This window comes from Allorhizocola rhizosphaerae, from assembly GCF_003426775.1.
Taxonomy (GTDB): Bacteria; Actinomycetota; Actinomycetes; order Mycobacteriales; family Micromonosporaceae; genus Allorhizocola; species Allorhizocola rhizosphaerae.
This window is the reverse complement of record NZ_QJUG01000116.1, coordinates 1-26352: the sequence shown is the minus strand read 5'-3', so window position 1 is coordinate 26352 and position 26352 is coordinate 1. Positions and strand designations below refer to the sequence as shown.

24 protein-coding genes are annotated in these 26352 nt (G+C 67.3%); 10 read left to right on the top strand and 14 right to left on the bottom strand.

Annotation, left to right across the window (positions count from 1 at the left end; all coding sequences use genetic code 11):
* The first annotated feature begins 271 nt into the window (after window positions 1-271).
* On the top strand, window positions 272-1738 hold the full coding sequence (locus DM816_RS24060; protein WP_117212667.1) for a glycosyltransferase family 87 protein: 1467 nt from the start codon (window positions 272-274) through the stop codon (window positions 1736-1738).
* Here the strand turns inward: DM816_RS24060 and DM816_RS24055 are convergent.
* Together DM816_RS24055 and DM816_RS24050 are read right to left on the bottom strand one after the other, a co-directional pair.
* The gene (locus DM816_RS24055) at window positions 1633-3708 is read right to left on the bottom strand and encodes a hypothetical protein (protein ID WP_246002178.1); all 2076 of its coding nucleotides are present in this window, start codon (window positions 3706-3708) and stop codon (window positions 1633-1635) included. The two genes, DM816_RS24060 and DM816_RS24055, sit on opposite strands and share 106 nt — an antisense overlap.
* A 9-nt stretch (window positions 3709-3717) precedes the next feature.
* Complete coding sequence (locus DM816_RS24050; protein ID WP_117212666.1) at window positions 3718-4494, bottom strand: deoxyribonuclease IV; 777 nt, start codon at window positions 4492-4494, stop codon at window positions 3718-3720.
* 91 nt (window positions 4495-4585) lie between these two features.
* Here DM816_RS24050 and DM816_RS24045 point away from each other — a divergent pair, with 91 nt between their 5' ends.
* From DM816_RS24045 to rplI, 5 genes are all read left to right on the top strand, one after another.
* Window positions 4586-5335, top strand: a complete 750-nt coding sequence (locus DM816_RS24045) for a hypothetical protein (protein WP_162907769.1) — start codon at window positions 4586-4588, stop codon at window positions 5333-5335.
* A 230-nt stretch (window positions 5336-5565) separates the two neighbouring features.
* On the top strand, window positions 5566-5856 hold the full coding sequence (rpsF, locus tag DM816_RS24040) for a 30S ribosomal protein S6 (RefSeq protein ID WP_117212664.1): 291 nt from the start codon (window positions 5566-5568) through the stop codon (window positions 5854-5856).
* Between the two features lie 92 nt (window positions 5857-5948).
* Entirely contained in the window at window positions 5949-6470 is a 522-nt protein-coding gene (locus DM816_RS24035; RefSeq protein ID WP_117212663.1) for a single-stranded DNA-binding protein, read from the top strand.
* A gap of 23 nt (window positions 6471-6493) precedes the next feature.
* Window positions 6494-6733: a 30S ribosomal protein S18 gene (rpsR, locus tag DM816_RS24030; RefSeq protein ID WP_117212662.1), complete on the top strand. Its 240-nt coding sequence runs from the start codon at window positions 6494-6496 to the stop codon at window positions 6731-6733.
* Window positions 6734-6747: 14 nt separating this feature from the next.
* Window positions 6748-7197, top strand: coding sequence for a 50S ribosomal protein L9 (gene rplI, locus DM816_RS24025; RefSeq protein WP_117212661.1), 450 nt, complete (start codon window positions 6748-6750; stop codon window positions 7195-7197).
* Between the two features lie 249 nt (window positions 7198-7446).
* Here the strand turns inward: rplI and DM816_RS24020 are convergent, their stop codons facing one another.
* Window positions 7447-8850, bottom strand: coding sequence for a vWA domain-containing protein (locus DM816_RS24020; protein WP_117212660.1), 1404 nt, complete (start codon window positions 8848-8850; stop codon window positions 7447-7449).
* Window positions 8851-8921: 71 nt separating this feature from the next.
* Window positions 8922-9437, bottom strand: coding sequence for a hypothetical protein (locus DM816_RS24015; protein ID WP_117212659.1), 516 nt, complete (start codon window positions 9435-9437; stop codon window positions 8922-8924).
* Between the two features lie 302 nt (window positions 9438-9739).
* Between DM816_RS24015 and dnaB the strand changes: the two genes are divergently transcribed.
* Complete coding sequence (gene dnaB / locus DM816_RS24010) at window positions 9740-11107, top strand: replicative DNA helicase (RefSeq protein WP_246002176.1); 1368 nt, start codon at window positions 9740-9742, stop codon at window positions 11105-11107.
* 86 nt (window positions 11108-11193) lie between these two features.
* Here the strand turns inward: dnaB and crcB (DM816_RS43510) are convergent, their stop codons facing one another.
* From crcB (DM816_RS43510) to DM816_RS23990, 5 genes are all read right to left on the bottom strand, one after another.
* Window positions 11194-11559: a fluoride efflux transporter CrcB gene (gene crcB / locus DM816_RS43510; protein ID WP_170318864.1), complete on the bottom strand. Its 366-nt coding sequence runs from the start codon at window positions 11557-11559 to the stop codon at window positions 11194-11196.
* Window positions 11556-11903, bottom strand: coding sequence for a DUF190 domain-containing protein (locus tag DM816_RS43505; RefSeq protein WP_170318863.1), 348 nt, complete (start codon window positions 11901-11903; stop codon window positions 11556-11558). Before DM816_RS43505 ends, crcB (DM816_RS43510) begins: the two co-directional genes overlap by 4 nt.
* Window positions 11900-12385 carry a fluoride efflux transporter CrcB gene (gene crcB, locus DM816_RS24000; protein ID WP_117212657.1) on the bottom strand — a complete coding sequence of 162 codons (486 nt, stop codon included), beginning with the start codon at window positions 12383-12385 and terminating at the stop codon, window positions 11900-11902. The genes DM816_RS43505 and crcB (DM816_RS24000) overlap by 4 nt, the downstream gene beginning before the upstream one ends.
* A 105-nt stretch (window positions 12386-12490) precedes the next feature.
* Window positions 12491-14524 carry an AfsR/SARP family transcriptional regulator gene (locus DM816_RS23995; RefSeq protein WP_162907768.1) on the bottom strand — a complete coding sequence of 678 codons (2034 nt, stop codon included), beginning with the start codon at window positions 14522-14524 and terminating at the stop codon, window positions 12491-12493.
* 113 nt (window positions 14525-14637) lie between these two features.
* Window positions 14638-17157, bottom strand: a complete 2520-nt coding sequence (locus tag DM816_RS23990; protein ID WP_117212655.1) for a putative bifunctional diguanylate cyclase/phosphodiesterase — start codon at window positions 17155-17157, stop codon at window positions 14638-14640.
* A 254-nt stretch (window positions 17158-17411) separates the two neighbouring features.
* On the opposite strand from DM816_RS23990, the gene moaCB reads away from it, so the two are divergent.
* Genes moaCB through DM816_RS23975 form a run of 3 tightly spaced genes read left to right on the top strand, consistent with a single transcriptional unit; the run spans window position 17412 to window position 19992 of the window.
* The gene (gene moaCB, locus DM816_RS23985) at window positions 17412-18425 is read left to right on the top strand and encodes a bifunctional molybdenum cofactor biosynthesis protein MoaC/MoaB (protein ID WP_425455270.1); all 1014 of its coding nucleotides are present in this window, start codon (window positions 17412-17414) and stop codon (window positions 18423-18425) included.
* The gene (locus DM816_RS23980; protein WP_117212653.1) at window positions 18425-19585 is read left to right on the top strand and encodes a molybdopterin molybdotransferase MoeA; all 1161 of its coding nucleotides are present in this window, start codon (window positions 18425-18427) and stop codon (window positions 19583-19585) included. The genes moaCB and DM816_RS23980 overlap by 1 nt, the downstream gene beginning before the upstream one ends.
* Complete coding sequence (locus DM816_RS23975; RefSeq protein WP_117212652.1) at window positions 19582-19992, top strand: molybdenum cofactor biosynthesis protein MoaE; 411 nt, start codon at window positions 19582-19584, stop codon at window positions 19990-19992. The genes DM816_RS23980 and DM816_RS23975 overlap by 4 nt, the downstream gene beginning before the upstream one ends.
* Here the strand turns inward: DM816_RS23975 and DM816_RS23970 are convergent.
* The 5 genes from DM816_RS23970 to DM816_RS23950 all read right to left on the bottom strand — a co-directional run.
* On the bottom strand, window positions 19979-21400 hold the full coding sequence (locus DM816_RS23970; protein WP_117212651.1) for a glycosyltransferase 87 family protein: 1422 nt from the start codon (window positions 21398-21400) through the stop codon (window positions 19979-19981). The two genes, DM816_RS23975 and DM816_RS23970, sit on opposite strands and share 14 nt — an antisense overlap.
* A 152-nt stretch (window positions 21401-21552) precedes the next feature.
* The gene (locus DM816_RS23965) at window positions 21553-22053 is read right to left on the bottom strand and encodes a DoxX family protein (protein WP_117212650.1); all 501 of its coding nucleotides are present in this window, start codon (window positions 22051-22053) and stop codon (window positions 21553-21555) included.
* 8 nt (window positions 22054-22061) lie between these two features.
* Complete coding sequence (locus DM816_RS23960) at window positions 22062-22442, bottom strand: LppU/SCO3897 family protein (protein ID WP_117212649.1); 381 nt, start codon at window positions 22440-22442, stop codon at window positions 22062-22064.
* A 23-nt stretch (window positions 22443-22465) separates the two neighbouring features.
* Complete coding sequence (locus DM816_RS23955) at window positions 22466-25402, bottom strand: UvrD-helicase domain-containing protein (protein WP_117212648.1); 2937 nt, start codon at window positions 25400-25402, stop codon at window positions 22466-22468.
* Window positions 25403-25412: 10 nt separating this feature from the next.
* Window positions 25413-26352, bottom strand: a 940-nt coding sequence (locus tag DM816_RS23950; RefSeq protein ID WP_162907767.1) for a metallophosphoesterase, incomplete at its 5' end; no start/stop codon positions are given.

The following is a 26352-nucleotide window of genomic DNA, read 5'->3' as shown; positions in this document are numbered from 1 at the left end:
CCTCAACTCCCCCGGCCACCCTCACCCCCTCCCCGACAACCTCCCCCACCACCCGCCCATAACCCCTCCTCACCTGTTCCGTCGATCATGAACCACGTCAATGTTCGACGGCGTGTCGTGATGATAACTTCATGATCAACTTTGCGGGAGTTGACCCTGGAGTTGATGCAGCGACACGCCGTCGAGCACGCACTTAAGTTCATGATCAACGCGACGGGGGCGGGTGGGATCCCGTAGGCGAACCAAGGTTCATAGGGCAGGATGTCGGTCTATGAGGCCGAACGACAGCACGGAGAAGGTGGTCGCGCCGGGGCGGGAGGACCCCTTCGTCAGTGGGCTCGCCGAGGCGATCGGCGGGCCACGCGGCACACACGCGGTGCCCGAGACGCCCTCCCGGGGCGGCGGCTTCTGGACCGCCGCCCGCATCGTGCTCGCGCTGACCTGCCTCACGCTCGTCTTCCACTGGGTGCAGAAGTCCCCCTGCCGCGACGGCGCCTGGCAGGACCTGAGCCAGTACACGAACTTCTGCTACACCGACGTGCTCGCGCTCTACTACGCCGAGGGCCTCAACCAGGGCAAGGTGCCATACGTCCCGGACGGCGACGATCACCAGGTCGAATACCCGGTGCTGACCGGGGCGATGATGGCGCTCATCGGGCTGCCGGTGCACGCAATGGGCCAGAATGACCCGAGCCTCAACCAGGGCCAGGCGTTCTATGACCTCACGGCGCTGGCGCTCATGGCCTTCGCCGTGTCGACGGTGGCGATGATCCTGTCGCTGCGAAGACGGCGACCGTGGGACGCCGCGCTGTTCGCCCTCGCCCCCACGTTGCTCGTGACCACGACCGTCAACTGGGACTTTCTGGCCATCGTGCTGGCCATAGCCGGGCTGTGGTTCTGGGCGCGCCGGCAACCGCTCGCCGCGGGGATCATGCTCGGGCTCGGTGCGGCGGCCAAGCTGTGGCCGGGCTTCCTGCTGGGGCCGATCATCGTGCTATGCATCCGTAACCGTGAATTCCGCCCGATGGGTCTGGCCATCGGGGGCGCGGCCGGGGCGTGGCTGGTGACCAACGTGCCGGTGATGATGCTCAGCTACGAGGACTGGCATCGTTTCATCGAGCTGAACCAGACCCGGGCGATCGACTGGGGCACGCTTTGGTACATCGGCCGGTTCTTCGACTCCGACCTGCTCTCCGGCGGCTCGGCCGCGCTCTTCGCCGACATCCCGCTGGTGACCAACCTGGCTCTGCTGCTGTTCCTGCTCGGCTGCCTGGGCGTGGCCGGCCTTGCGCTGCAATCCCACACACCCCCGCGCCTGGCCCAGCTCGCCTTCCTGGTGATCGCCATCTTCCTGGTGACGAGCAAGGTGTGGTCGCAGCAGTTCACGCTGTGGCTGCTGCCGCTGATCGTGCTCGCCCGGCCGAAGTGGGGCGCGTTCCTGTTCTGGCAGGTCGCCGAGGTGTGCTACTTCCTCGCCTTCTATTTGGAGCTCATGGGCGCGTCCGGGCGGCAGGTCATCCCGGAGGGCACGTTCGTGTTCGCGTCGATCATGCGGCTGGCGGCCGTGGTGACGCTGATCGTGCTGGTGATCCGGGAGATCCGCTATCCCGAGCTCGATGTGGTACGCCAGACCTACCGGGGCGACCCCGATTGGCCCAGCGTGAACACCACCGCGTCGGCGAACTCCTTGCGCTCGACGCCGAGCCCCTCCACCGGGGCGGTGAGCGCCGACTCGTAGGGCGTGCCGACGACCTGGGCCCGGAGCACGACGACCGTCTTGACGCCCAGCTCGCGCAGCATGCCAACGCTCGTCGCGTCGGGGAACTGCTTGGTGACCTCGCGCACCTCCTGGGTGCGCTGGGGCGTGAAGCCGCTGCCGCCGTTGACCGTCTTCTGGAACTCGTAGGTCAGCCAGAGCATGACGTGCAGGTCGCGCAGTTGGTCGCTGGGCAGCACCAGCACAGGGCCCTCCGCGCGCACCACCGAGGGCGGGGGCGGCGGGACGGTCGGGTGCGGCGTGTTGTTGAGCCCCTCGCCGAGCACAAGCACGACCGGGATGAAAGTCGCCACGCGCAGCAGCGGGTGCGGGCGGGACGGCACGCGGTTGATCGACGCGAGCTTGGACTGCTCGACCAACGCGCTCACCGCGCCCGCAGCGAGGATGGCCAGCAGCAGCGTGGTCCAGATGACCAGCCGGCCCGGCGTGCGCAGCGCGTCCCAGCCGGGAAGGAAGTCGTACAGCGTCAAATAGCCCGGTCGCCCACCGCCGTAGGGGTTGGTGCCCATCGCCAGGAAGATGCTCAGCGCCACGCCTAGCCCGAGCAGGATGCGCTGGCGCAACGTCCAGATCGACATGATCAGCCCGGCGGCCGCGAGCCCGTAGAGCACGAACCCCGGCAGCATCGTCATCTCGGGCACCCAGGACAGTGACTCGCGCGCCGGCGCGTGCGCGTCGCCCCAGATCGCCGACTCGGCCGGGCTGATGAAGAAGCCCCTCAACGGCGGCGAGTATGCCCCGACCTCGGCCTCACTGCGCACCGCGTAGGGATGCAGCTGTGCGACCTTCAGGTAGGGCAGCGCCATGAGCACCGCGACGGCGGCGAAGATCATGCCGCCGACCAGGTCGGCCACGAACAGCTTGCCGCCGAACGGGAACGGCCCGTGCCGGAATCGCTTGACCAGCAACAGGATCAGGCTCACCAGCGTGATGATCGCGAGCACGTAGCCGAACGGCAGCCCGATGCCGAAGCCGAGGCTGATCTGCCAGGCGGCGGTGAGCCAGCCGGCCAGGGCCCACAGCGGTTTGCGGCGCTCGGGACGGTAGCCATGGCGCAGCGAGAAGCCGTGCCCGCGCGCCAGCATCGCCAGGGTCAGCGCGATGCCACCGGTCGAGATCACATGCACATGCCCGGCCTGGACCAGCCGCCATGGGGCGTAGGCGAATGCCGCACCGGCCACCAGCGCCCCCGTCCTGCCCGATCCGAGCTGGCGCACGAGCACGTATGCGCCGAAGAAGGCGAGGGCGTGAAGAAGGACATAGATGATGTTGTACCGGAGGAGGGCCGCCTGGAATCCGTCGCCGATCAATCCCGCGGGGAAGTAGCCGAGCAGTGTGTCGGTAAAGGCGTAGCTGAATTGTTCCGGGTAGAAGGCGTTGGCGTGCCAAAGGTTGGCGATGTCGGTCTTCACGGCGTGGCCGGACCACGCCAGCATCCATGCCACGAGCGTCGGGTCGCCCGTGTCCTGCGGGATCGTGTGGGCCGGGTATTTCAGGGTGGGCCAGGTCATCGCGACCGCGAGGATGATCGATCCGAGGGCGGCCAGCGTCCACTCGTGGATGAAGAACCGCCCGATGCCGCGCCGCACCCGGCGCCAGCCCTTGGGCTCCTCCTCCTCGGCGGGGGCGAACTTGGCGAACGCCTCGTCCGGGCCGGCCGGTTGTTCAGGGATCACCGTTATGTCGGACTCCGCGTCTATGTCGGACTCCACGGCTGTGTCCGGCTCGGCCTCGTCGTCGGGCTCGTCGGCCTTCGCGTGCCGGCCCGGCTTGACCTCGGTCGTCGCGGCCTCCGCTTCAGGCTGGGGCGGGGTCGCGGGTCGTGGCGACTCTTCTACGTCCTCTACCGCGTCGGGCTCCGGTGCCCCGGTGGAGTCCACCGCCTCCTTGGGCTCTTTTGGACTGTCGTCGTCTCTGGCTACCGCTGTCACCGGCCGTCCTCACTGGTTGTCGCGCAGGTAGGCGATGTCGGCCGCCTGACCGGCCGCACCACCCGGCGTCTCGACCACGACCGGCGCCCCCGCGGCCCTCACCACGGCGGCAACCAGCTTCGGATCGATCATGCCTGGCTCGTCCTTGCCGAGAAGATTGTCGTGCCGATCGCGCCCGGAGTCGAACGGATCTTTTGATCCGTTGGCATGCACGAGGTCAATGCGGCCGGTGATCGCCTTGACCCGCTCGACGATATCGAGAAGATCTTCTCCGCCCGCGTGCGCGTGGCAGGTGTCGAGGCAGAACCCGACGTCGAGGTCGCCGACCGCGTCCCAGAGCCGGGCGAGCACGTCGAACCGGCGCGCGAGGGCGTTGTCGCCGCCCGCCGTGTTCTCGATCAGGACCTGCACGCCGGTGTCCCGGTTGTACTGCTCAAGCGCCTTGCGCCAGTTGGCGATGCCCACCGCGACATCGTCGCTGGCGCCCATGTGTCCACCGTGGACGATCAGCCCACTGGCGCCGAGCGTGGTGGCCGCGTCGCCGTGCTGCTGCATCAGCTTGCGGCTGGGAATGCGGATCCTGTTGTTCGTGGTCGCCACATTCACCAGGTAGGGGGCGTGCACGAAGATCTGCACCTCGCTGGCGCGCAGCGAGTCGGCGTCGGACCGCGGCTGCGGCGCCTTGAAGCTCTGCGGGTCGGTGAGGAAGAACTGGACCACATCAGCGTTGCGCGCCGCGGCCTCGGCCAGCGGGTCGCCTGATTCGACGTGAGCTCCGATGCGCATCTCGCCAGCCTAGTACTCCGTTAAACACAGTGCCGCGCATCCTGCGTGCCTCCTCGCCCCCGCGAGGCTATCCAGCGATGGGGAGCTATAGATGTCGTACACCAGACGCCTCGGGGCGTTGGCCCTGCTCGGAGCGTTTGTAGGCCTACCGCTCGCCGCCGGTCCGGCGGTCGCACAGCCCGATGGGGCTCAAGTGACCTTCAAGGGCGGGGGCCTCGGGCTGCTGCTGTGCGGATCCAAGCCCGACGTTCCAGCCATCAACGTCGGGGCCGAATCCAAGCTGCGGCTCACCAATGAGCTTGGGCTCAACGCCACGCTGACGATCGACGGCTCGGCGAGCACGTCCGTCGCCAGCGGCGAGACCATCGAGGTGCAGTTCCATCGGGGTCCGGTCTCGATCGGCATGGAGCCCGACTGCGCGCTGAACCTCAACCAAGACTTCCAGGAGCTCACCGTCGAGGTGACCCCGGCGAGGGCGGCGGCTCCGGCGCCGATCCGGACCACGCCTGCAGCGCAGCAGCAGAAGCCGAACCAGCCCGCGTCCGGTGGGCAGCCTTCGGCGGCGGCGCGCCCGTCCGGTACGCCCGTGGCACCCGGGGATGTGCTGCTCCCGGAGATGACCACGATGCCCGACCCGAGCGCGGCTCCCGGCCCGTTCACCTCGCCGGTGACCGTGGTGAGCTCGAACAGCGCGGCGGCCCGGCTCGCGTCCGGCGCTCCCGTCGACAAGGGTCCGATAGGTCTTTTGGCAATTATCGCGACTGTGTGTGTCGTTGGCGTGTCAGCCGGCGCAATTCGCGCTATTATCACACAGCGGGCAACTCGGGCAGAGTTCGCCTAAGCAACAAAACCATATATGCTCCGCGGAGCGCTTCTCTTCCCATCTCGTCGGTGTGGTCGTTCCTCCCCAGGTCCCACCCAGCAGTCGGAAAGGGCGCTCCGCGGTCCTTTGTCAGGGCGCCCGTAGGTGCCCTGTAGTATGAACCGGTCCTGCGCTTGGGCGCGGGACAGACGCCAGACCTCCTGCCACGGAACGACCGTGGCCACTAGCCCAGAGGAGGTGAGAAAGTCTTGCGTCATTACGAAGTCATGGTGATCCTCGACCCCAGTCTCGAGGAGCGCACCGTCGCCCCGTCGCTTGATCAGTATCTCAATGTGATCAGGACATCGGGTGGTTCGGTCGAGAAGCTCGACGTGTGGGGCCGTCGCCGGCTCGCCTTCGAGATCAACAAGAAGGCCGAAGGGATCTACGCCGTCATCGACCTGCAGGCCACGCCTGCGGCCGTTGCCGAGCTGGATCGGCAGCTCAAGCTCAACGAGTCCGTGCTGCGCACCAAGGTCATTCGCCCGGACGTCCGCTGACGTTTCCGATTCCATCCGGACCTGCCTTCACGGTCGCTGTCGGACCCCTATGGGAACCTAAGGCGACACGATGAAGGTTCGAGGAGTAGATCATGGCTGGAGAAACCACCATCACGATCGTCGGCAACCTGACCGACGATCCTGAGCTGCGCTTCACCCCGTCGGGTGCCGCGGTCGCGAAGTTCCGGGTCGCCTCGACCCCGCGGACTTTCGACCGTGACTCCGGCCAGTGGAAGGACGGCGAGCCGCTCTTCCTGCAGTGCAGCGTGTGGCGGCAGGCGGCGGAAAACGTCGCCGAGTCGCTGCACCGCGGCTCACGGGTCATCGTCCAGGGGCGGTTGCGCCAGCGGACCTATGAGACCCGCGAGGGCGAGAAGCGCACCGTCATCGACCTTGAGGTCGACGAGATCGGCCCGTCGCTGCGCTATGCGACGGCCAAGGTGCAGAAGATGTCGCGCTCGGGCGGTGGTGGTGGGTTCGGCTCGGGCGGCAACGCGCCGAGCCAGGGCCCGTCCTCGGGAGGAGGCGGCGGCTATGCCGACGACCCGTGGGCGACGGCCGCTCCTGTCGGTGGTCCGGGTGGCAGCAACTTCGACGACGAGCCACCGTTCTAAGAAGAGCATTGAGGTAGATACAAATGGCTAAGGCGCAGGCTTTGCGCAAACCGAAGAAGAAGGTGAACCCTCTCGAAAAGGAGGGGGTCGGCTACATCGACTACAAGGACACCGCGCTGCTGCGCAAGTTCATCTCCGACCGCGGCAAGATCCGCGCTCGGCGGGTGACCGGCGTGACAACGCAGCAGCAGCGCCAAATCGCCCGTGCGGTCAAGAACGCCCGTGAGATGGCGCTCCTGCCGTACACGACGACCGGCCGCTGAAAGGAGGCACCGCGATGAAGATCATTCTGACGAACGAGGTGCCGCACCTCGGCGCGCCCGGCGACATCGTCGAGGTCAAGGACGGCTACGGTCGCAACTACCTGCTGCCGCAGGGCTTTGCGATCGCCTGGACCAAGGGTGCCGAGAAGCAGGTCACCACGATCAAGCGGGCCCGTGCGGCGCGCGAGATCCGCGACCTCGGCCACGCCAACGAGGTCAAGGCCCAGCTTGAGGGCCTGAAGGTCACCCTGCACGCGCGTGCGGGCCAGGGCGGCCGGCTGTTCGGCTCGGTCACCGCGACCGAGATCGTCGACGCCGTGAAGAAGGCCGGCGGTCCCATGCTCGACAAGCGCAAAATCGAGCTGGCCGGCCCGGTCAAGACGACGGGCGGGCACCAGGTGCAGATCAAGCTGCACCCGGAGGTCACCGCCAAGTTCCACCTCAACGTGGTCGCCGCGAAGTAGTCGCGCACCGATCGCGCCGCGGGCGTCCCAGGCCGGACAATTCAGTCCAGCCCGGGATGCCCGCGTTTTGCATTTGCTGGCCGGCCGCTTCGCCTGGCGGCTTCGTCCGGTGGCTTCCGCCTGGCGTGGCTTCCGCCTGGCGTGGCTTCCGCCCGGCCGCCTCGCCCGGCCGCCTCGCCCGGGTGGCCGCGTCCGGCCGCCTCGCCTCGTCAGGCCGTGTGACGCTGGCCCGTGCCAGGCGCGGTGTGGTCAGGTGAGGCGGGAGGCCTCGCGGATCAAGTCGGCGAGGCCCGGGTCGGGTGACGTGCGCTCAAGCTCCCGAAGCGGTGGGGATTCCTTGCCCCGCAACGATTCTGCGAAGAACGCCGCGGTGTAGCACAGGCGCAGCCCTCGGTCGGCGTGGGCGAGTTCACCCGTCAGGTCGGTGGTGTCGATGGTCTCGAACTGTTCGGACGCCTCCTGGGTCTTCGGGTCGAGCCAGCGCACCTTGACCTGTGCTACCCGGCCGTCGGCGCGCGCACGAAGGCGTACCACATAAAGAGCGGTGACGGAGTGACCAGGCCCCACCTCTCCCCCATCGACCCGGTCGTCGCGGAACTCGTTGTCGCGCAACTGCCGGTTCTCGTATCCGACGAGCCGATAAGACTCCACATTGGACGCATCGAAGACGACCTGCGCCTTCGCGTCATAGGCGCGCACCGACAGGTTGGCCGGAAGCCTGCGCACAAAGAGATCACGCGCCTGCTGGCGCTCCGAGATGTAGACCACGAACCCGTCGCCCCGGTCAGCGAGCCGTTCCATGAGCTTGTCACCGTATTGGCTGCCCACGCCGACACCCAGCAACGAGATCTCCTTGTCGGCCTCGGCCCGGATGCGCCGCAGCAGCGTGTCGGCATCGGTCGTGCCCGTGTTGGCCAGGCCGTCGGACAGCAGGATGACGCGATTGGTCGCCTGCGCGCGGAAACTGTCGCGGGCCAGCTCGTAACCGGCCACTAGCCCCTCGCCCAGATTGGTGCTGCCGCCCGCCTCCAGGTCGTCGATCGCCCCGTGGAGCCGGCCCTTGTCGGAGGCGCGCGTCATTTCGCGCAGCACCTCGGCCCGGTCGTTGAACGCGACGATCGCCACCGAGTCGCTTGGCCGCAGCTGATCCACCAGATGATGAAGCGCATCCTGTACCAGATCGAGCCGCCCTCGTTCGGCCATGGAGCCCGAAACGTCGATGACGAACGTGAGCGCGGCGTCTGTTCGCTCCTCGCCGTCCTCCGAGCGGGTCTTGAGCCCGACACGCACAAGCCTGGTGTCGCTCGACTCGCCGGGCTGGCGCGCGCCATCCACGGTGATCGTGAAGCCGTCGGATTTGGGCTGCGGATAGCGGTACTCGAAAGAATTAATGAATTCCTCAGGGCGGATCAGCCTGGGATCCGGCCTGTTGCCGTCGCGGATCTGGCGCGCGGCATAGGTGTAGGAGGCGGTGTCCACGTCGAGGGCGAATGTGGAGGTGTTGTCGTCCGTGGTGTCCGTCGGCCGGTCGGGCCGGCCCTCAAGGCCGGGCGCCTCGTTGCGCCCGTCGTCGTTGCTGCCACCGTCGCTGGAGCAGCTCACCAGGCCCATCCCGGCGACCATGAGCAGTATCAAGGGGACACGTAGTCGCATGTCTCAATGCGACAGTCCAAGGTCACAGACGATGCCGTCGTGATGGGTTCGTGTGCCGACTGTGACCGGAGCTACCAGATCCGGTACAGAACCGTGATCGCACCACCTGAAACCACCGCGGCGCAGAAGCCGATCGTCGCGGCTCGCCAGGTGTCGCTGGCCCACCGCAGCACCAGGGCCAGGCCGAGCCCGCCAAGCAGGGCGAGCAGCCAGAGCGGCGAGTTGCTGATGAAATCGCCGAGTGCGGCGGCCCGCGCCGCGGAGCCGGCCGGGAGGAAGAGCGCGCGCAGGATGAGCACGAGGGCCGGGATCGAGTACCACAGGATCGTCCACATGAGGACACCCCAGTAGTCGCGGTCGGCCCCGCCGCCGTCCCGGCTGGTCGCGGGCGCGTTGTGTCGCTGCGGGTCGGGCCAGTTGTCCGGCCAGTGCTGGCCGTCGCCGTTGGTGTCGTAGAGATCACTGGTGGCGTAGGTGTGGAAGCCCTCGTAGGCGGGCTCCTCCGCGGGCCCGTAGCGGCTCGCGGAGTCGTTGGGCATCGGCGGCTGCGCCCGCTCGGGAAACTCCCGATGCTCTCGGTACTCCACGGTCGGAGCGTGGATCGCACATGCGTCCGACGCAATCCCCCGAACCGATGAGAATCGCGTCGGGAAATTTTCTTCCACATCCTGTGGATCCCGTCCATCCTGGTAAAGGGGTTATCCACAGGCTGTGGATGGGGGTTGTCCACAGGCTGTCCACAAGCTCGCCCACAGGTGTGGGGCGGGTTCTCCACAGGTTGTCCCAAGGCTTGTCCACCGGGCGATTTGTTTCCGCGATCCGTGGCTCGTAGCGTCATCGTTCTGTTGTCGTACCCACAGGGGACACTGCTAATTGGAGAGGGGGCGTCATGACCGTCGAGGAGATGAGCACGACCGGCGCGCCCGTCTTCGAGAAGGCGCCTCCGCAGGATGTCGCGGCCGAGCAGTGTGTGCTCGGCGGCATGTTGCTCTCGAAGGACGCGATCGCCGACGTGATCGAGATCCTGCGGGTGAGCGATTTCTACCGGCCGGCCCACGCGACCATCTTCGACGCGATCCTCGACCTCTACGGGCGGGGTGAGCCCGCCGACCCGGTGATGGTCGCCGCAACCCTTGACAGCAATGGGGATTTGGCGCGGGTGGGCGGCGCACCCTACCTGCACACGCTGATCTCCGCCGTTCCGACCGCCGCCAACGCCGCCTATTACGCGCGCATTGTCAGCGAGCGGGCCGTGCTGCGGCGGCTGGTTGAGGCCGGCACAAAGATCGTCCAGTTGGGCTACGGAGCGGCGGCGGGCGCGGGCCGCGACGTCGACGACATCGTCGACCTCGCCCAGCAGGCGATCTACGACGTGACCGAAAAGCGGGTGAGCGAGGACTTCGCGGTCCTGGCCGACATGCTCCAGCCCACGCTCGACGAGATCGAGGCGGTCGGCGCGCAGGGCGGCCTGATGACCGGCGTCCCCACCGGCTTCACCGATCTCGACCGCCTGCTCAACGGCCTGCAGCCCGGCCAGCTCATCATCGTCGCCGGCCGCCCCGGCCTGGGCAAGTCAACCGTGTCAATGGATTTCGCGCGCAACGCGGCCGTGCGCGCCAACCTGGCCAGTGCCATCTTCTCGCTTGAAATGTCCAAAGTGGAGATTGTCATGCGGTTGCTGTCCGCCGAGGCCCGCGTGCCGCTGCACGTGCTTCGCTCCGGGCAGCTGTCCGATGACGACTGGACCAAGCTGGCCCGGCGCATGGGCGAGATCTCCGAGGCGCCGATTTTCGTCGATGACACGCCCAACATGACCCTGATGGAGATCCGGGCCAAGGCACGGCGGCTCAAGCAGCGGCACGACCTCAAGCTGATCGTCGTGGACTACCTCCAGCTCATGACGTCGCCCAAGCGCACGGAGAGCCGGCAGCAGGAGGTCGCCGACCTGTCCCGAGGGCTCAAGCTGCTGGCCAAAGAGGTCGAGTGCCCGGTCATCGCGGTCAGCCAGCTCAACCGCGGCCCGGAGCAGCGCACCGACAAGCGGCCGCAGCTGTCCGACCTGCGCGAGTCCGGCTCGATCGAGCAGGACGCCGACGTGGTGATCCTGCTGCACCGCGACGACTACTACGACAAGGAGTCGCCGCGCGCGGGTGAGGCCGACTTCATCGTGGCCAAGCACCGCAACGGGCCGACCGACACCATCACGGTCGCGGCGCAGCTGCACCTCTCCCGGTTTGTGGACATGGCGATCGGCTAGTGGGCGGCGGCCTGTAGGACGTTTGCGTCGAGATAGGCGGCGCCGAAACCGGCGATGACGTTCACACGGCGAGGAGCTTCGCGCGTTTAGTGCGCAGCCTGGAGGACCGCCGCGCCGAGATAGGCGGCGCCGAAACCGGCGATGATGCTGGCGATGACGTTCAGCACGGCTAAGAGCGTCGCGCGTTGCTGGATGAGGCGCAGGGTTTCGTAGCCGAACGTCGAATAGGTGGTCAACGCTCCACATAGGCCGGTGCCCAGCAGTGCCAGCAGCCAGTGGCTTGCGTGCAGCGCCGATGCGGTGAGCATTCCCAGGAGGAACGAGCCGATGATGTTGGCGGCGAACGTTCCCCACGGGAAGACCGAGTCATGGCGGGCCTGGATGGCTCGGTCGATCAGATAGCGGGCAACCGCGCCGCACCCCGCACCGAAGGCCACGAGCAGCACGGTCACCGCTTGTCTCCGTCGCGGCCGATGTAACGGATGACCTCCACCGGATCCATGATCACCAGCCCTTCGGTGACCAACTCGTCGAGCTGGGGCAGGAACGCGCGGATGCGCTCCTCCGCGTCGACGATGATGACGGCGACGGGCAGGTCTTCGGACAGCGACAGAATGCGCGTGGTGTGGATGCGCGATGACGCGCCGAAGCCTTCGTGCCCGCGGATGACGGTGGCTCCGGCGAGCCCGGCCTCGTGGGCACGATGGACGATCTCGGTGTGTAGCGGTTTGTGCCGCCATCGGTCGGCTTCGCCGATGAAGATGGTCAAACGCATCGCCGGGCCGGACAGTTTCATGGGCGGGCCTCCCGTCCGCCTCGCAACGCCAACCTCGCGAGGCTATGCCCAGTGAACACGGCTATGAGCGCGCCACCGATGGTGGCGGCCAGATAGATCAACGCGACGCCGGCCCTGGCGTGATCGAGCAGGTGCTGCGCGTCCACGATATAGGTGGAAAACGTCGTGTAGCCGCCGAGGACGCCCGTTCCCCAGAAGGGCCGCAGCAGGGTCCGGCTGGGCCACAGGTCGGTGATGGCGGCCATGAGCACGCCGATGAGCAGGCAGCCGGACAGGTTGATGCCGAACGTGGCCCACGGGAAGCCGCCTGGTGGTGGCGGCCAGGCCACGGTCAGTCCGTAGCGGGCCAGCCCGCCGAGCATCCCGCCGATGAACACGGCCGCGAGCACCGGCCAGCGGATCGGCGGCGGCGCGCCGGCACGGGCGACATCGAATGGTGCCGTTGCCGTCGGCGTAGATGAGCGGGTGTTGATCCGGGGCATGGGCTACTCCTACCAGACACTTGTCCTCCGGTAGGGACTGTTGGCGGACCTCGGTCCACGGTTCACCAGCTCTGGCTCGGCCAGCCCCACGGCCGCACGTTGATCCTATCCCGGTGTCGCCCGCCCGCGCAGCGTCGGCGCCCAAAACGCGAACGCCACCGGATAGAGCAGGTAACCGAACCGCGTCGCGGGCATGAGCAGGATCGCGACCACCAGCCCGATCGCGCAGACATTGACCACGGTGCGCATATCCTGCGGCGGGCGCCGCCACAGATAGACGGCTATCGCCAGCCCGGCCGCGCCGAGCAGGCCCAGCGCCACCAGCCGCCCACCCTCGAAGGCATTCGCGATCAGATATCCCACCAGTGGCGAAGCCGCCGGACTGGTCACCAGCCCATGCCCGGTCGGGAACCGGATGACGTTCTCCACCACCGCCGAGGGGTCGAGCAGGATACTCGGCAATAAAATCATTAAAGGCATAATCATTGCTGGTACGGCGAAACGCGCCCGCCGAGCGAAAATGGCGAGCACCAGCAGGACCGGCCAGGCAAACAGCTTCATCGCCGCCGCCGCACCGATCGCGACCCCCGCCCAGCCAAGCTTTCCCTTGTACGCGAGCGTGAACGCGAGCAAGCACAGGGCCAGCACCGGGATATCGTCACCACCGGTCGCCAACGTCAACGCGCACAACGGAAGCACGGTGGCCATCTGCACGGCCCGCACGAGTTTCCCGTCGAGTTCCAGCAGCGAGACCGCATACGCCAGCGCGACGGCCGTGAACAACGCGAAATACAGCCGCGCGTCGGTCCACCACGCCTCGCCGAACAGCGCGCGCGGAAAGCCGAAGATCGCCATCCCGGGTTGGTACGGCGTGTAGCCGAGCAGCGGTTCGGGCAGCGCGGCAAGCTCGGCCCGGTCCAGGTACGGTGTGCCGGTCCCAAGCATCCGCCGCGCCGACTCCTCGACGACGAAGACCTCCTCCTGCCCCCGGTTGGCGTGCGCCAGCGCCAGCAGCGGCACCCAAGCCACCGCCACCCACGCCCCGACCGTCAGCCACAATCGCGCCCGCACCGATCGCGTGACCCACACCAGCACCGCGGCGGCCGCATACCCCCAGACCGCCCACTCCCCCCACGACCGATGCGGCGCCAACGTCGACGACCCGCCCGTGATCCAGGCGAAGGCGCCAGACAGCGCATACAACACGAAGTCCAAGACGAGCTGGATCACGCACCCGAGTCTGACACAACCAACGCTCGCGGCGGTTTGGCCCCAGTCCGCCGAGGCCGCGGCGCGGTCCATAGCGGATAACTGTTCGATCCGGCCGGCAAACCGCGACAGCGCCGGTGGAAGCTCATGCGGTATTTGAGTTGACCATACGGGTGCCGATCCGAGTTCCAATTCGGGATCATTGCGGAGGACTGATTCCTGTAGGCGCCGGAGCTCGGGTCCAGGCGTCAGACCAAGCTCGTCGGCAAGGAGCTTGTGTGTCTTCTGAAAGACCTCAAGTGCTTCGGCCTGACGTCCTGACCGATATAAGGCGATCATCAGATGACGCCGCAGGTCCTCGTTGTAGGGATAGAGCTCAGCACTGCTGATCAGCTCAGGAATCAGATCTTCGTGATGTCCTAGACCTAATCTTGTTTCGGTGTAATCGAAGATGACGCTGATTCGCTCCTCTTCGAGACGGTGCGCCTCGTCTGCAATCAGCGGATGTTCGTCCATGTCGGCGTAGGCGGAACCACGCCAGAGCGCCAGTGCCTGGGCAAAGACGTCCGCCGCTTCCCGCTGCCTGTCATCACCACGAAGTTTCCGGCCTTTGCTGGCCAGCCGGTCGAATTGAGCGGCGTCCAGCGCATCCGCTGACAGGATAAGGCGATAGCCGCCCGCCTCTTGATGAATCGGATCTCGATTTCCGATCGCCTCACGTAGACGATGCATGTAGACCTGAATTGTCTTCCGACAGCCAGGCGGCGCAACATCGCCCCACAATGCGGCAATGAGTGCATCCGTCGTAACAGGACGATTGAGGTTCACCAGCAGCGTGGCCAACAGCCGCCGGAGCATCCGTGCGTTCAACGCGATTGTCGAACCGTCTCGTTCGACTGTCATCGGGCCCAAGACCTTGAAGTGAATCACTAAAGCCCACCCCGTGTTGCGTGTCGTTTCGCTATCAGGCTAGCGAGGAATCAGCCGACATGGTTGCCCTTGGATGTCTGCCTGCGCCTGCGCGCGGACGCCGTCTTCGCGGCCTAACCGTTGGCGTCCGCCGCCTTGCCCGGCTTGGCCGAACGACCGCCGGGGCGGCGCTGGAACGGCATCTGGACGACCGAGCCCGGGTCGTGCAGCGGTTCGGCGAGGGTAGGCCCGAGCTGAAGGATCTGGTCGAGCGGCATGGGCCTGGCAAACAGGTGACCCTGTCCGGCCGTGCAGCCAAGCTCCCACAGCATCTTGCGCTGGCTCTCCCGCTCCACACCCTCCGCGACCACGAGCAGGTCGAGGCCACGCGCAAGCTCCACAGTGGACTTGACCACCGCCGCCGACTCCGGTGTGTGCTCCATTTGCGACACGAACGATCGGTCGATTTTCAATTCCTGAATCATCGGTACCCGTGGAAGCACAGACAACGATGAGAACCCGGTGCCGAAGTCGTCCAGGGCCAGCACGCATCCGATCTCACGTAGTTCGGCGAGAACCTTGTCCACGATCTCGAGCTGGCTCAGCGTGCGCGACTCGGTCAGTTCGAGGACCAGATCGGTACCGGTCAAACGATGGTCGTCCAGGCGGGCGGCGATGAGCAGGGGCAGGCGGCGGTCCAGGAGGCTACGCGGCGAGATGTTGACCGCGACCGGCCAGTGCATGCCCGCATCGCGCCACTGCCGGGCTGCGTCGAGCGCCTGATCGAGCACGGCGTCGGTGAACGCGGTCAGCAGGCCGGACCGCTCGATCGGTTCGAGGAAGCTGCCCGGGTCGACCTTGCCACGATCGGGGTGCTGCCAGCGGGCCAGTGCCTCGGCCGCGATCGGCGCGCCCGTCAGCAGGTCGACGATCGGCTGGAATTCGAGCGTGAACTCCTTCTCGGCGACGGCTCGCGGCAGCATGCCGCCCACGACCAGGCCCGTGCGGTCGGCTGTGTCGCTTTCGGGCTCATACGCGGTGACCGGCCGGTTGGTGCGCTTCGCTTGGTACATCGCGATGTCGGCACGCCGGAGCAGTTCGACGAACCCGCCGACGTTCGGGGCGATGGCCACGCCCGCGCTCGCCGAGACGGTGAGCGGCATGCCGTCGACCGTCACCGGCTCGCGCAGCACGACCATCAGCGAAGCGGCGCGGTGCATGGCCAGTGCCGGTGCCGGCAGTGCCCGGTACAGCACGGCAAACTCATCCCCACCGAGCCGCGTTACGAGCGCATCGTCACCGGCAGCCTCGGTCAGCCTGCGCGCCACAGCCACGAGCACCTGGTCGCCCGCCGAGTGGCCGAGCGCGTCGTTGATGTCCTTGAAGTGGTTCAGATCCAGCAGGAGGAGGGCGGGTACCCCGAGCTGACCCTCCCTGCCTTCGAGGGCGGCAGCGCCTTCGATCGCCAGCATGCGCCTGTTGGGCAGACCCGTCAGCGGATCGTGCGTCGCGTCGTGCGCATGCTTGTCGGCCAGCTGCTCAAGTTGCGTGTACGACGCTGCGTTGCGGATCGCTGTGCCCAGTGCGCCGGCAAACGCGCGCAGGGTGAACTGCTCCCGCTCGGAAAGCGCCACAGGCGCCCGGAACCGCAACCGCAGCTCACCAATCCGTGCCCCATCCGAGTCCGCAATCAACGGCACGATCGCGGTCGTCGTCAGGTCGTACCCCTTGTTGTCCGGCGCCCCGTAGTACAGGATCTCGTTGGCGTTGCCCCGGATCAGCATCCGCGGCTCATCAAGCCACGTCTCCACCTCGACCTGATCGACCGAGAACAGCTCTGCGCCATTATTAACCGCAGTCCGCAGTACCTTGTCGATCTGAATGTCATTGAAGGCATCAGTGGCCTGCGCCAGCTGCCGCCAGGCGTTGCGCTCGGCGCGAGCGCGAACTCGTCCCTGATGGGTGAGGTGAAGGCTGAGAGCGATGGGCGGCATAGCGATCAGCAATTGTGGGACCGATTGGAGAATAAAGATCCCGAGGATACTGACGCCGAGGCGCACAACGTTGAAAGCCCAGCGAATGTCTGGGTTGGAAAAGAAGATCTGCCGCATGGTTGTCCTGGTAGCGAGAGCCAGGACGGGAGTTGAAACGATTTCGTCGCAGATGACGATGGCCAAGAAAGCGGCACCGTAGGGCAGGATGTCCAGGGGCCTGGAAATCTTCTCAGCCGGAGTCCACAAAGCAAGGACGAGCGCTGCCGCAGCGGTATTGATGGTCGCCTTGCTGGCGGCAAAAGCGATCTTCATTGCGCCGGAGCGCTGAAGGAGCTTTGGGATCAAGGCGGCGACAAAGATGACCAGAACCGCGTGCGCCCCCGGGAGGATAACGACAGTGATAAGTGTCGCCATGTCGTTCCAGCTAAGGCCGATGCTCGTCGAGCGGACACGCATCTTGACCTGGGTCATGCTTGCGACGACGAATAGCAGCGCCAATGCGGCCATCGCGGTCGCACCGCTGGGATCGATTGGGGAAGATGCGGCCAACACCGCCGCTGCCGTTACGGCGAGCAGCGCAACAACGACGACGAGACCGACAAGCCTAGCGAGGGCTCGATCGGTCTCGGTCCCGTCGTGTGTTCTGGCCGTTTCGCTCACCTGGGCTTCTCCGTAACAAACGGTTCGTCGCCCGACAGCCTAAGGGAAAACTAGTTCCATTCATAAGTGCGCATCGTGGGTCCCTCCTGTGCTCCCCTTGCGAAGTTCTGTTGAGGAGCGTAGTTTCGCGGAGGTCGATTTGTATACATGAGTTCATATAGCGTACGGCAAAGGCGAAATGTCACCAAGTGTGACCGTTCGCCTACGTGTCGTGTTCAGAATTAGTGTGAGGCCATTCTCGATAGGCTCGTATCGTGCCGCAGCATTCTCCAGGTTCACCTGATCCGAAACTGACTCATGTAGACCATCGAGGTATAGCGAAGATGGTCGATATTACCGAAAAAGGTGTCAGTGTTCGACGCGCCGTAGCGGCGGGCGAAGTCCGTACAACGGCTGAAGTTATTGAGCTGCTCAAGGGGTCGGGGGTGCCAAAGGGGGACGCACTTGCGGTCGCCAGACTAGCGGGGATCATGGCCGCCAAGCGCACGCCTGAGCTGATTCCGCTGTGCCATCCGATCGCGATCCACGGCGTGACGGTGGAACTGACCGTTCAGTCGGATCGGGTGGACATCGAGGCCACGGTGAAGACCGCCGACCGTACAGGGGTCGAGATGGAGGCGCTGACCTGCGTGACCGTCGCCGGGCTGGCACTGATCGACATGATTAAGGCCGTCGACCCTGCCGCCGGCATCGAAAACGTGCGGGTGCTGAGCAAGGAGGGTGGCAAGACGGGCAGATGGGCGCGCGAACCGGCGCCGCTGACGCACGAAACGGCGCCGGCGACCCGCGAACCGGCCATGAAGATTGGCACGGCCGTGGTGATCGTGGCATCCAACCGGGCCGCCACCGGGGTCTACGAGGACACGGGCGGCCCCCTGCTCAAGCAAGGACTGGAGGACCTGGGTTGCCAGGTCACCGACATCATCGTGGTACCCGACGGCGAGCCCGTGCGGGGCGCGCTCAAAAGCGCACTCGCCACCACCCCTGACGCGATCGTGACAACCGGCGGGACGGGCGTGAGCCCGACCGACCGGACGCCCGAAATGACCGCCAGCGTGCTCGACTACCAAATCCCGGGCATCGCCGACGCGATCCGGCGCCGCGGCACAACCCCACTGGCCGCGCTCTCCCGCGGCGTGGTCGGCGTCGCCGGTCGCACCTTTGTGGTGAATCTCCCTGGATCGATGGGTGGGATTCGCGACGGTCTGGCCGTGTTGGCAGACTTACTGCCGCACACGCTTGACCAACTCCGGGGTGGTGACCACTGATGCCAATCGATTGGCTGCAAGCGCGCCGGGCCGTCTACCAGGCCGGCTTGAACGCGCCGCTTCCCACCGTGAAGGTGCTCCTGGAGGAGTCCGACGGCCTGGTGCTCGCCGAACCGCTCGCGACCCTGACCGACCTGCCCGCGTTCCCCACGTCCAGCGTGGACGGATATGCGGTGCGCGCCACCGGCCCGTGGCGCGTGATCGGCCGTGTCCTGGCCGGCGGCGAGGCCCCATCGCTCACCGACGACGGCACGGCCATGGAGATCGCGACCGGGGCGATGGTCCCGGTCGGCACCACCGCCATCGTGCGCACCGAGGAATCTTCCCGCACCGGCGATCTCGTCGACGGCCAGCCGCGCCGCGTGCCCGAGTGGCGAGAGCCGGGCGAGGAGGCCCGTGCCGGAGAAGAGCTTTTTCCATCTGGCACGAGGGTCAACCCCGGCATGATCGGGCTTGCCGCGTCATGCGGGTACGACTCGATTCACGTGAAACGTGCCCCGCGCGTCGCCCTGCTCGTGTTCGGCGACGAACTGCTCACGCAGGGCCTGCCCAGCAGCGGCCGGGTCCGCGACGCGCTCGGTCCGGCGCTCCCGTCCTATCTGAAGCGGATGGGGGCCGACTGCGTGCGCGTCATCGCGCCCATCGAGGACACGCTCGACGCCCATGTCGAAGCGCTCCAACAGGCGATGGAGGCCGACGTCGTGTGCACGACCGGCGGCACGATGCACGGGCCGGTCGACCACCTCCATCCGGCGCTGAACTCCCTCGGCGCGGAGTACATAGTCAACACAGTGGCGATCCGCCCCGGGTACCCGATGATGGTTTCAAGATTGAAATCGGGAACGTTCGTCGCGGGGCTTCCGGGCAACCCGCAGTCGGCCGTCGTCGCGCTGATGTCCCTGGTCAGCCCGCTGCTGGCCGGCCTGACCGGAGCCCCGGAGCCGGAGCTGTCGCAGGTCACGCTCGGCGGGCCGGTCCCCGGGCGCGGCGATTACACCCACCTGGCCCTTGTCCGCCGCGAGGAGCAGACTTGGGTTCCGGCCTCGCACGTCGGCTCGTCGATGCTGCGCGGCCTGGCCGGCTCGCACGGCTTCGCGGTCATCCCCCCACACGGGCACGGTCTGCCCGGCCAACAGGTCGACTTCCTGGAGCTGCCATGATCGTCAGGGTTACGACGGAACCGCTGGACGTCGCCGAGCACGAGAAGGCCGTGGCCGATCCGCGGGCGGGGGCGGTGGTCAGCTTCGCCGGCGTCGTGCGCGATCACGACCACGGGCGGGCCGTCGCGGCGCTGACCTACGAGGCCCACCCGTCCGCGGAAGACGTGCTGCGCCAGGTGGTCGCCGAGATCTCGGCCGACCCGGACGTCTACGCCGTCGCGGTCTCGCACCGCCACGGCCCGCTCGCGATCGGCGATGTGGCGCTGGCGGCCGCCGTCTCGACGGCCCACCGGGGCGCGGCGTTCACGGCCTGCTCCCGCCTCGTGGATCTCGTCAAGCAACGCATCCCGATCTGGAAGCACCAGCGCTTCACCGACGGCACCGAAGAATGGGTCAACTGCCCCTGACGGGCTGGTCCTTGTCCGCTGCGTCCGCCGCATCGTCGCCCAGCGCCGCGGACACCGTCGCTGTCGTGATCGTCGTCGGAGCCGTGTCGTAGTCGCGCCGCACGGGCTGGCGCACGACCACCCGTGGCCGCGCAACCACCCGCGGGCCGAACGCGGGCTCCGCACCCGGCCGGTAGGGCAGCAGCACCACCAGCACCACCAGCGCGATCGCGAACGAGTTCTCCCACAGCACGCCCGAGACGCCGTCCGCCCAGTGCGAGACCGCCGGGAACTGGTGCTCGTTGGGCCAGATCGGCGAGACCACGAACAGCACATACAACCCGACCGCGGCCGCCGCGTGCCGTGCGCCCGTCAACGCCGGGAACCAGATCGGCTCGTGCAACCCGGGCGTCGCCCGCCCGCGGGCGATGATGCCCCGGCTCGCGCTCCGCCTGCGCAGCGCCTGATCGAACAGCGCGATGATCGCCGGGATGACCCACACCAGGTGGTGCGACCATGAGATCGGGCTGATCACATTGGAGGTGAGCCCGATGATCGTGAACGCGGTGAGCTCGTCGCCCTCGGCGTGCGAGGTGCGCGCCCGGGTGATCCCGATCGCGAGCACGACCAGCATGAACGACAGCCACAGCAGGCTCGGCGCGTGCGCGGTGTCGTGCAGGCGCGCGATCAGCCCGGCCAGTGACTGGTTGGGCGTCATGTCGGCGACGCCGACCCGCTCGGTCTGCCACAGCACCGTGCCGAAGTATGTCCTCGACTCCTCGGGCGCGACCAGGTGTGTGCCGGCCGTCACGGCCAGTGCCGCGCCCCCGGCGGTGAGCGCGGCCCGCCATTGCTTGCTCGCCAGCAGGTACACGATAAAAAGCGCAGGGGTGAGCTTGATGGCGGTCGCCAGGCCGATGCCGACCCCGGCCCAGCGCCAGCCCTTGCGCAGCGCGACCAGGTCGGCGATCACCAGTCCAAACAGGAGCATGTTGACCTGGCCGTAGCCGAGGCTCTCGCGAACCGGCTCCAGCGCCGCGAACACGGCCACGGCCAGCGCCACGACACCCCACTGCGACCAGCGGTGGCGCCTGGCGATCGGGCCGAGCAGCACGGCGCACACGAACGCGAGCGCGGCGAGTCCAAAGACGACGTTCATCCAGCCGGCCTGGAGCACCGTGAGCCCGGCCATCGGCAGCATGGTCAGCGCGGCGAACGGGGGATAGGTGTAGCCGAGCGTGATCGTGGGGTGCCGGAATTCGTAGAGCTCACCGCCCTGGGTCCACCAGGCCATCGCGCCGTGATAGATCTTCATGTCGAAGAAGTCGTAGGGCCGGCCGTACTCTTTGATCGCCAACCAGGCGAAGTAGCAGGCCAAGACGACGACGCCGGCTCGGATGACAGTGCGAAGCGGGCCGTTCCCCGGCATGAAGCAGCGACCTCCGTGATCGACCGTCAAACCCCTGAGTCAAACTTGGAATGCCACAAGACTAAAGGGCGCTTCTTGAGGTCTTGCCCGGTGTTACCCGACCGTGTCTGATCCCACACTCTTTTGCGACATTTCCATCGTGTTAACCATGATTAGTGGTGCCTGGTCACCTTCTTCTTGGCCTGCTTCATCGCGCGTTCGGCGTGCTTGGCCGCATGCTCGGCCCGCCAGCGCAGGCCCGGCGAACCAGCCGTGTCGGCGGCGGCCAGCAGCAGACCCGCGAACAGCCCGAGGTTCTTGGCGAACTGCATCTGCTCGGCGCGGCGCATCGCTACATTTTGGACCTTCCAGAAGGGATGCCCGACGAGCGTGGTGGGCACCAGCGTCCCGGCGAGCACGGCGGCCGCGGGCCGTGGCGCGGTGCTGGTCGCGAGCAGCACGCCCGCCCCGACCTGGATGGCGCCGTTGATCCGCACGAGCGCCTCGGCGTTGGTGGGCAGGCGCGAATCGAGCCGCTTCAACATGGGTGCGATCTGTTCGGCCAGCGGCTCGGCCGCAGCCGCGTAGCGCCCGGGGCGCAGCAACGCCTGGCTGCCCGCGGCCACGAACAGTCCACCTAGGAGCGCACGAGCCAATCCGCGTACAGGTCTCATGCCTCCTATTATCCGTTTCTGCGCCGCATACACAGGACGAAATCAAACTTGTCGCCCAGTTCGCTGTCGTAGAAGTAGTGGTACCGGTAACCGTCGAATTTTTGGCACACTTTGACGTCGATCGTTCCCTCCACGCGCTCGATCACCTCAAGGGCATGCGGCGCGCAGACCACCAAGATCATGTCTGGCTGCTGGTCGGTCCCGGCGTTGACCACGCAGTCGCCCTGCTTGGCGAAGCGGGCCGACTGCGGCAGCTTCGACGGTGTGGTCGTCTGGGTCGGCACGGCCGGCGCGTCGGTGCGGATCACCGCCATGAGCACCAAACCGAAGGTAACCAGCGCCGCGACAAAAACCCCCAGTCCGAGCAATGCGGAGGCGCGGCCGCTCAAGCGGGGACGGGGAGGCTCGCTCATCACAACAATCTAAGTTGCAGATCACGCGGGCGGCGAGGTGCCTCCTCCTTGTACGACTCCAGCAGCCCAGAGTCGATCGCGGCCAGGAACGGCGACGGGCGGGTCTCCCGTTCGGTGCCGAAGCGCGTGCGGCGCGCGCTGTGGCTCAGGAACAGCCGGCGCTGCGCGCGCGTGATGCCGACGAAGAAGAGCCGGCGCTCCTCGGCGATCTCGTCGTCGGTCGGCTGCTTGCCGGGCATGCGCAGCGGGAGCAGCCCATCCTCGCAGCCGGTCAGGAAGACGACCGGGAACTCCAGGCCCTTGGCCGCGTGCAGCGTGAGCAGCGTGACCGCCTCGGCGCGCGGGTCGAGCGCGTCGACCTCGGCGCCGGTCGCCACGTCGGCGAGGAACCGCTCCAGGTCGTGCCCGCTGCGCTGAGCCAGCGGCATGAGCAGATCGGCGGCGGCCCACGTCTGCTCGTTGGCCAGCTTCTTGAGCCGGGCCGCGACCGATCCCTCGGGGTGCGCGAGCCGCATCTCGTGGATGAGCGCGCTCACGCCTTCGCGGTCCTTGAGCCGGTTGTGCGAACGCTTCTGCACCGGGATCCCGGCCCGCGACAGCGTCTCGACGATCGCGGTCGCCTGGGCGTCGGTGCGATACAGGACCGCGATGTCGCCGAACCCCACGGTCGCGCCCGTGACCCCGCGCGTATCGGCGGCCTTGGAGCGATGCGACACCCCGCCGACCAGCTCGTCGACCTTCTTCGCGATGAAACCGGCCTCGTCGGCGGTGCTGGCGGCCGGATAGAGGCCGATCAGCGGGGCTTCGAGATCCACCTTCGCGGGATCGAGCCGGCGGCCCTTGATCAGCGAGGTGGGGGCGATGGCCTGCACGGCGGCGGCGATGATCGGCGCGCTCGACCGGTAATTGCGGGTCAGCCGCACCACCCGGGCGTCCTCGAAGTCCTGCGAGAAGCGCAGGAAGAAGCCGACGTCCGCGCCCCGGAAGGAGTAGATGGCCTGGTCGGGGTCGCCGATCGCGCAGATGTTGCCGTCCGGCGGCACCAGCAGGCGGAGCAGGTCGTATTGGTGCTGGTCGACATCCTGGTACTCGTCGACGAAAACCCAGTTCCATCGGAGCTTGTCGGGGTCCTCGCGCAGCAGCTCGACCGCCCTCGGCACCAGCTGGTCGAGGTCGGTCTCCTCGGTGACCTCATAGGACGAGTCGCGCTCGCGCAGCAGCGACAGCGCGAGTGCGTGGAAGGTCGCGACCGTGACGTCCTTGGCCACCGGGCCGAGCAGACTCGCCAGCCGGTGCCGCAGCTCTTCCGCGGCCCGCCGGGTGAAGGTGATGGCCAGACATTGCTCCGGGAAGACATTCATCTCCGCGCAAAGGTAGGCCAGACGGTGGGTCAATGTTCTTGTTTTTCCGGTACCGGGACCAGCCACGATCAACAGCGGGCCACCGGGGGCGGAGGCGGCGACGCGCTGCATGGCGTCGAGCCGGTCCAGCAGGCCGGTGCCGACCTCCTCCATGCCGGCGAGCATCGGTTCGAACGGCTCGTGCGGCGAGGCGATGCTGGGCAGCGGAGGCGCACTGACCGGCTTGCGCGGTGCGACCGCCGCCGCCTTTGCCCGCGGGCGCGGTTTCGCCTCCACACGTGGCACGTCGAACAGCTCGAACAGCCCATCGTCGCTTGTGGACGCGCGCAGCTCGTCGGGCTGGAACAGCCGGATCACGCCGTACTCGCCGTCGAAGCCCGGCACGCGGTCCACCTGCCCGGCGCGCAGCCGGCGGATCCCCTCGGCCAGCAGTTCCCCGCCGACCCGGCTCACGTCGTCGAGAGGTGTCTTGGTGAGGATGGTCAGTTCGGCCCCGAGCGCGGCCACCAGCGCGTTGATTTTGCCGTCGACGGTCTTGCTCTTCGCGCCCACGCCCTCGATCTCGCCGATCACCTGGTGCAGCTGGATGAGGTGGGTGACGCGCTGCGGGCTGGGCTGCTGGTCGGGGGCGCGGTCGGCGAGCTCTTCGACGCGGGCGAGCACGCCGACGGTGAGCTGGCGCCCGCACACCGGGCACACCCCCTTGGCGGCCTTGGTCTGGGCGGGGCTCCAGTTGACGCCGCAGTCTCGGTGGCCGTCGGCGTGGTACTTGCCCTCCTCGGGGAAGAACTCGATCGTGCCGGTCAGGCCGGGCTCGCCGGCCAACGCCCGCTTGACCGCGTAGTAGTCGAGGTCGCAGTCGAACTCGGTCGCCTCCCGGGCCAGCGCCTGCGGCGAGTGGGCGTCCGAATTCGACACGAGGCGATACCGGTCCAAACTCGACACACGAAGGTTCATCTCCGGATCGGACGACAGGCCGGTCTCCACCGCCGTGATGTGGTCCGCCAGATCCGCGTAGCAGTCCGCGATCGCGTCAAATCCGGACTTCGATCCAAGCGCCGAAAACCATGGCGTCCAAATGTGCGCGGGCACCAAGTAGGCGTCCGCGTGTGCCTCCAGGGTCATCTCCAGCAGGTCGCGCGAGTCCAGCCCGATGATCGGCCGCCCGTCGCTGCTCAGATTGCATCCGGCCTTGACCAGCGACGCGCGGAACCGCCCGGCCGATTCGAGGTCCGGAAAGTACACCAGGTGATGCACCTTGCGCGTGCGCTCGTCCCGCTTGTAGATCGTCGAGATCTCGCCGCTGAGCATGAACCGCGTGGGCTCGCCCTTCAGCGAAGGCGGAAGCCGATGCTCGATGCTTTCCTTCAGCCGGTACAGCCCCGGCTCCGCTTCTTCCAGGGTCTCACCGAGGTGCGCGAGCCACGCCGGGTGCGTCACGTCGCCGGTGCCGAGCAGCCGGATGCCCTTGCGCCGGGCCCAGTAGGCCAGGTTGGGCAGTTCCAGATCTTTGCTGCATGCCCTGGAGTACTTGGAGTGGATGTGCAGATCGGCTATCCAACTGTCGCGGGGCACGCCCGGGAGTCTAACCGGCTCTCAGCTCAACGAGTGTGATGTCGGGTGGCGCGCCTACCCGGACGGGTGGACCCCAGAAGCCCGCACCATTGGTGACGTAGACCTTCGTACCGTCCACTTCGCCCAATCCCGAGATCACGGGCTGTTGCAGGCGGGCGACGTAGTTGAACGGGACCATCTGGCCGCCGTGGGTGTGCCCGGACAGTTGAAGGTCCACTTTGTACCTCGCCGCCTCCTGCGCCATGACAGGCTGGTGCGCGAGCAGCACGACCGGCTTTGCGGGGTCGCGGTCGCCCAGAGCCTTGGCATAGTCGGGGCCGCCTCCGCTCGCGCCCGGGAAGTTGTTGCCCGTCACGTCATTGACGCCCGCGAGGTCCAGCCCACGGATCTCAATCCGCTCGTTGGCCAGCACCCGCACGTTGAGCCGCCCCAGCTCGGCCACCCACTCCTCCACACCGGAGTAGTACTCGTGATTGCCCGTCACGAAGTAGGCCCCGTCCCTGCTGCGCAACTCACGCAGCGGCGCCGCGTCGCGGCCGAGCTCCGCCACCGACCCGTCGACCAGGTCCCCCACGATCGCGATCGCGTCGGCGTTCAGCCCGTTGATCGTGTCCACGATGCGCCGGCTGTGTGCGAGCCCCGTCAGCGGGCCGAGGTGAATGTCGCTCACGAGCGCGATCCGGTATCCGTCCATGCCGCGCGGTAGCTTCGCCAGCGGGACCTGCACCCGCTTGAGAACGGGCGCCCCCAGCGCAGTCTTCACCCCATATCCGACCAGCCCGGTCGCCGTCAGCCCCGCGAAGATCGCCGCACCCCGCGCGAGCACCAACCGCCTGCTCACCAACAGCTGATCCGCACCCGCCCCGCCCGCGGCATCGGCGTCCGCCGCGTTACCGGCCCTACCGCCACCCGCTCGCTCGCCGCCCGCCGGGCCCGCCCCTAACGCGTTG

Bases quoted from the DNA above. Each gene is read 5' to 3' on its own strand.
- DM816_RS23965 (WP_117212650.1), bottom strand. From the start codon at position 22,053: ATGAGACCTGTACGCGGATTGGCTCGTGCGCTCCTAGGTGGACTGTTC.
- rpsR (WP_117212662.1), top strand. From the start codon at position 6,494: ATGGCTAAGGCGCAGGCTTTGCGCAAACCGAAGAAGAAGGTGAACCCT.
- DM816_RS23980 (WP_117212653.1), top strand. From the start codon at position 18,425: ATGCCAATCGATTGGCTGCAAGCGCGCCGGGCCGTCTACCAGGCCGGC.
- DM816_RS24050 (WP_117212666.1), bottom strand. From the start codon at position 4,494: ATGCGCATCGGAGCTCACGTCGAATCAGGCGACCCGCTGGCCGAGGCC.
- DM816_RS43505 (WP_170318863.1), bottom strand. From the start codon at position 11,903: ATGAAACTGTCCGGCCCGGCGATGCGTTTGACCATCTTCATCGGCGAA.
- crcB (WP_117212657.1), bottom strand. From the start codon at position 12,385: ATGCCCCGGATCAACACCCGCTCATCTACGCCGACGGCAACGGCACCA.
- DM816_RS24020 (WP_117212660.1), bottom strand. From the start codon at position 8,850: ATGCGACTACGTGTCCCCTTGATACTGCTCATGGTCGCCGGGATGGGC.
- DM816_RS24060 (WP_117212667.1), top strand. From the start codon at position 272: ATGAGGCCGAACGACAGCACGGAGAAGGTGGTCGCGCCGGGGCGGGAG.
- dnaB (WP_246002176.1), top strand. From the start codon at position 9,740: ATGACCGTCGAGGAGATGAGCACGACCGGCGCGCCCGTCTTCGAGAAG.
- DM816_RS24035 (WP_117212663.1), top strand. From the start codon at position 5,949: ATGGCTGGAGAAACCACCATCACGATCGTCGGCAACCTGACCGACGAT.
- DM816_RS24045 (WP_162907769.1), top strand. From the start codon at position 4,586: ATGTCGTACACCAGACGCCTCGGGGCGTTGGCCCTGCTCGGAGCGTTT.
- DM816_RS23975 (WP_117212652.1), top strand. From the start codon at position 19,582: ATGATCGTCAGGGTTACGACGGAACCGCTGGACGTCGCCGAGCACGAG.
- rplI (WP_117212661.1), top strand. From the start codon at position 6,748: ATGAAGATCATTCTGACGAACGAGGTGCCGCACCTCGGCGCGCCCGGC.
- DM816_RS23970 (WP_117212651.1), bottom strand. From the start codon at position 21,400: ATGCCGGGGAACGGCCCGCTTCGCACTGTCATCCGAGCCGGCGTCGTC.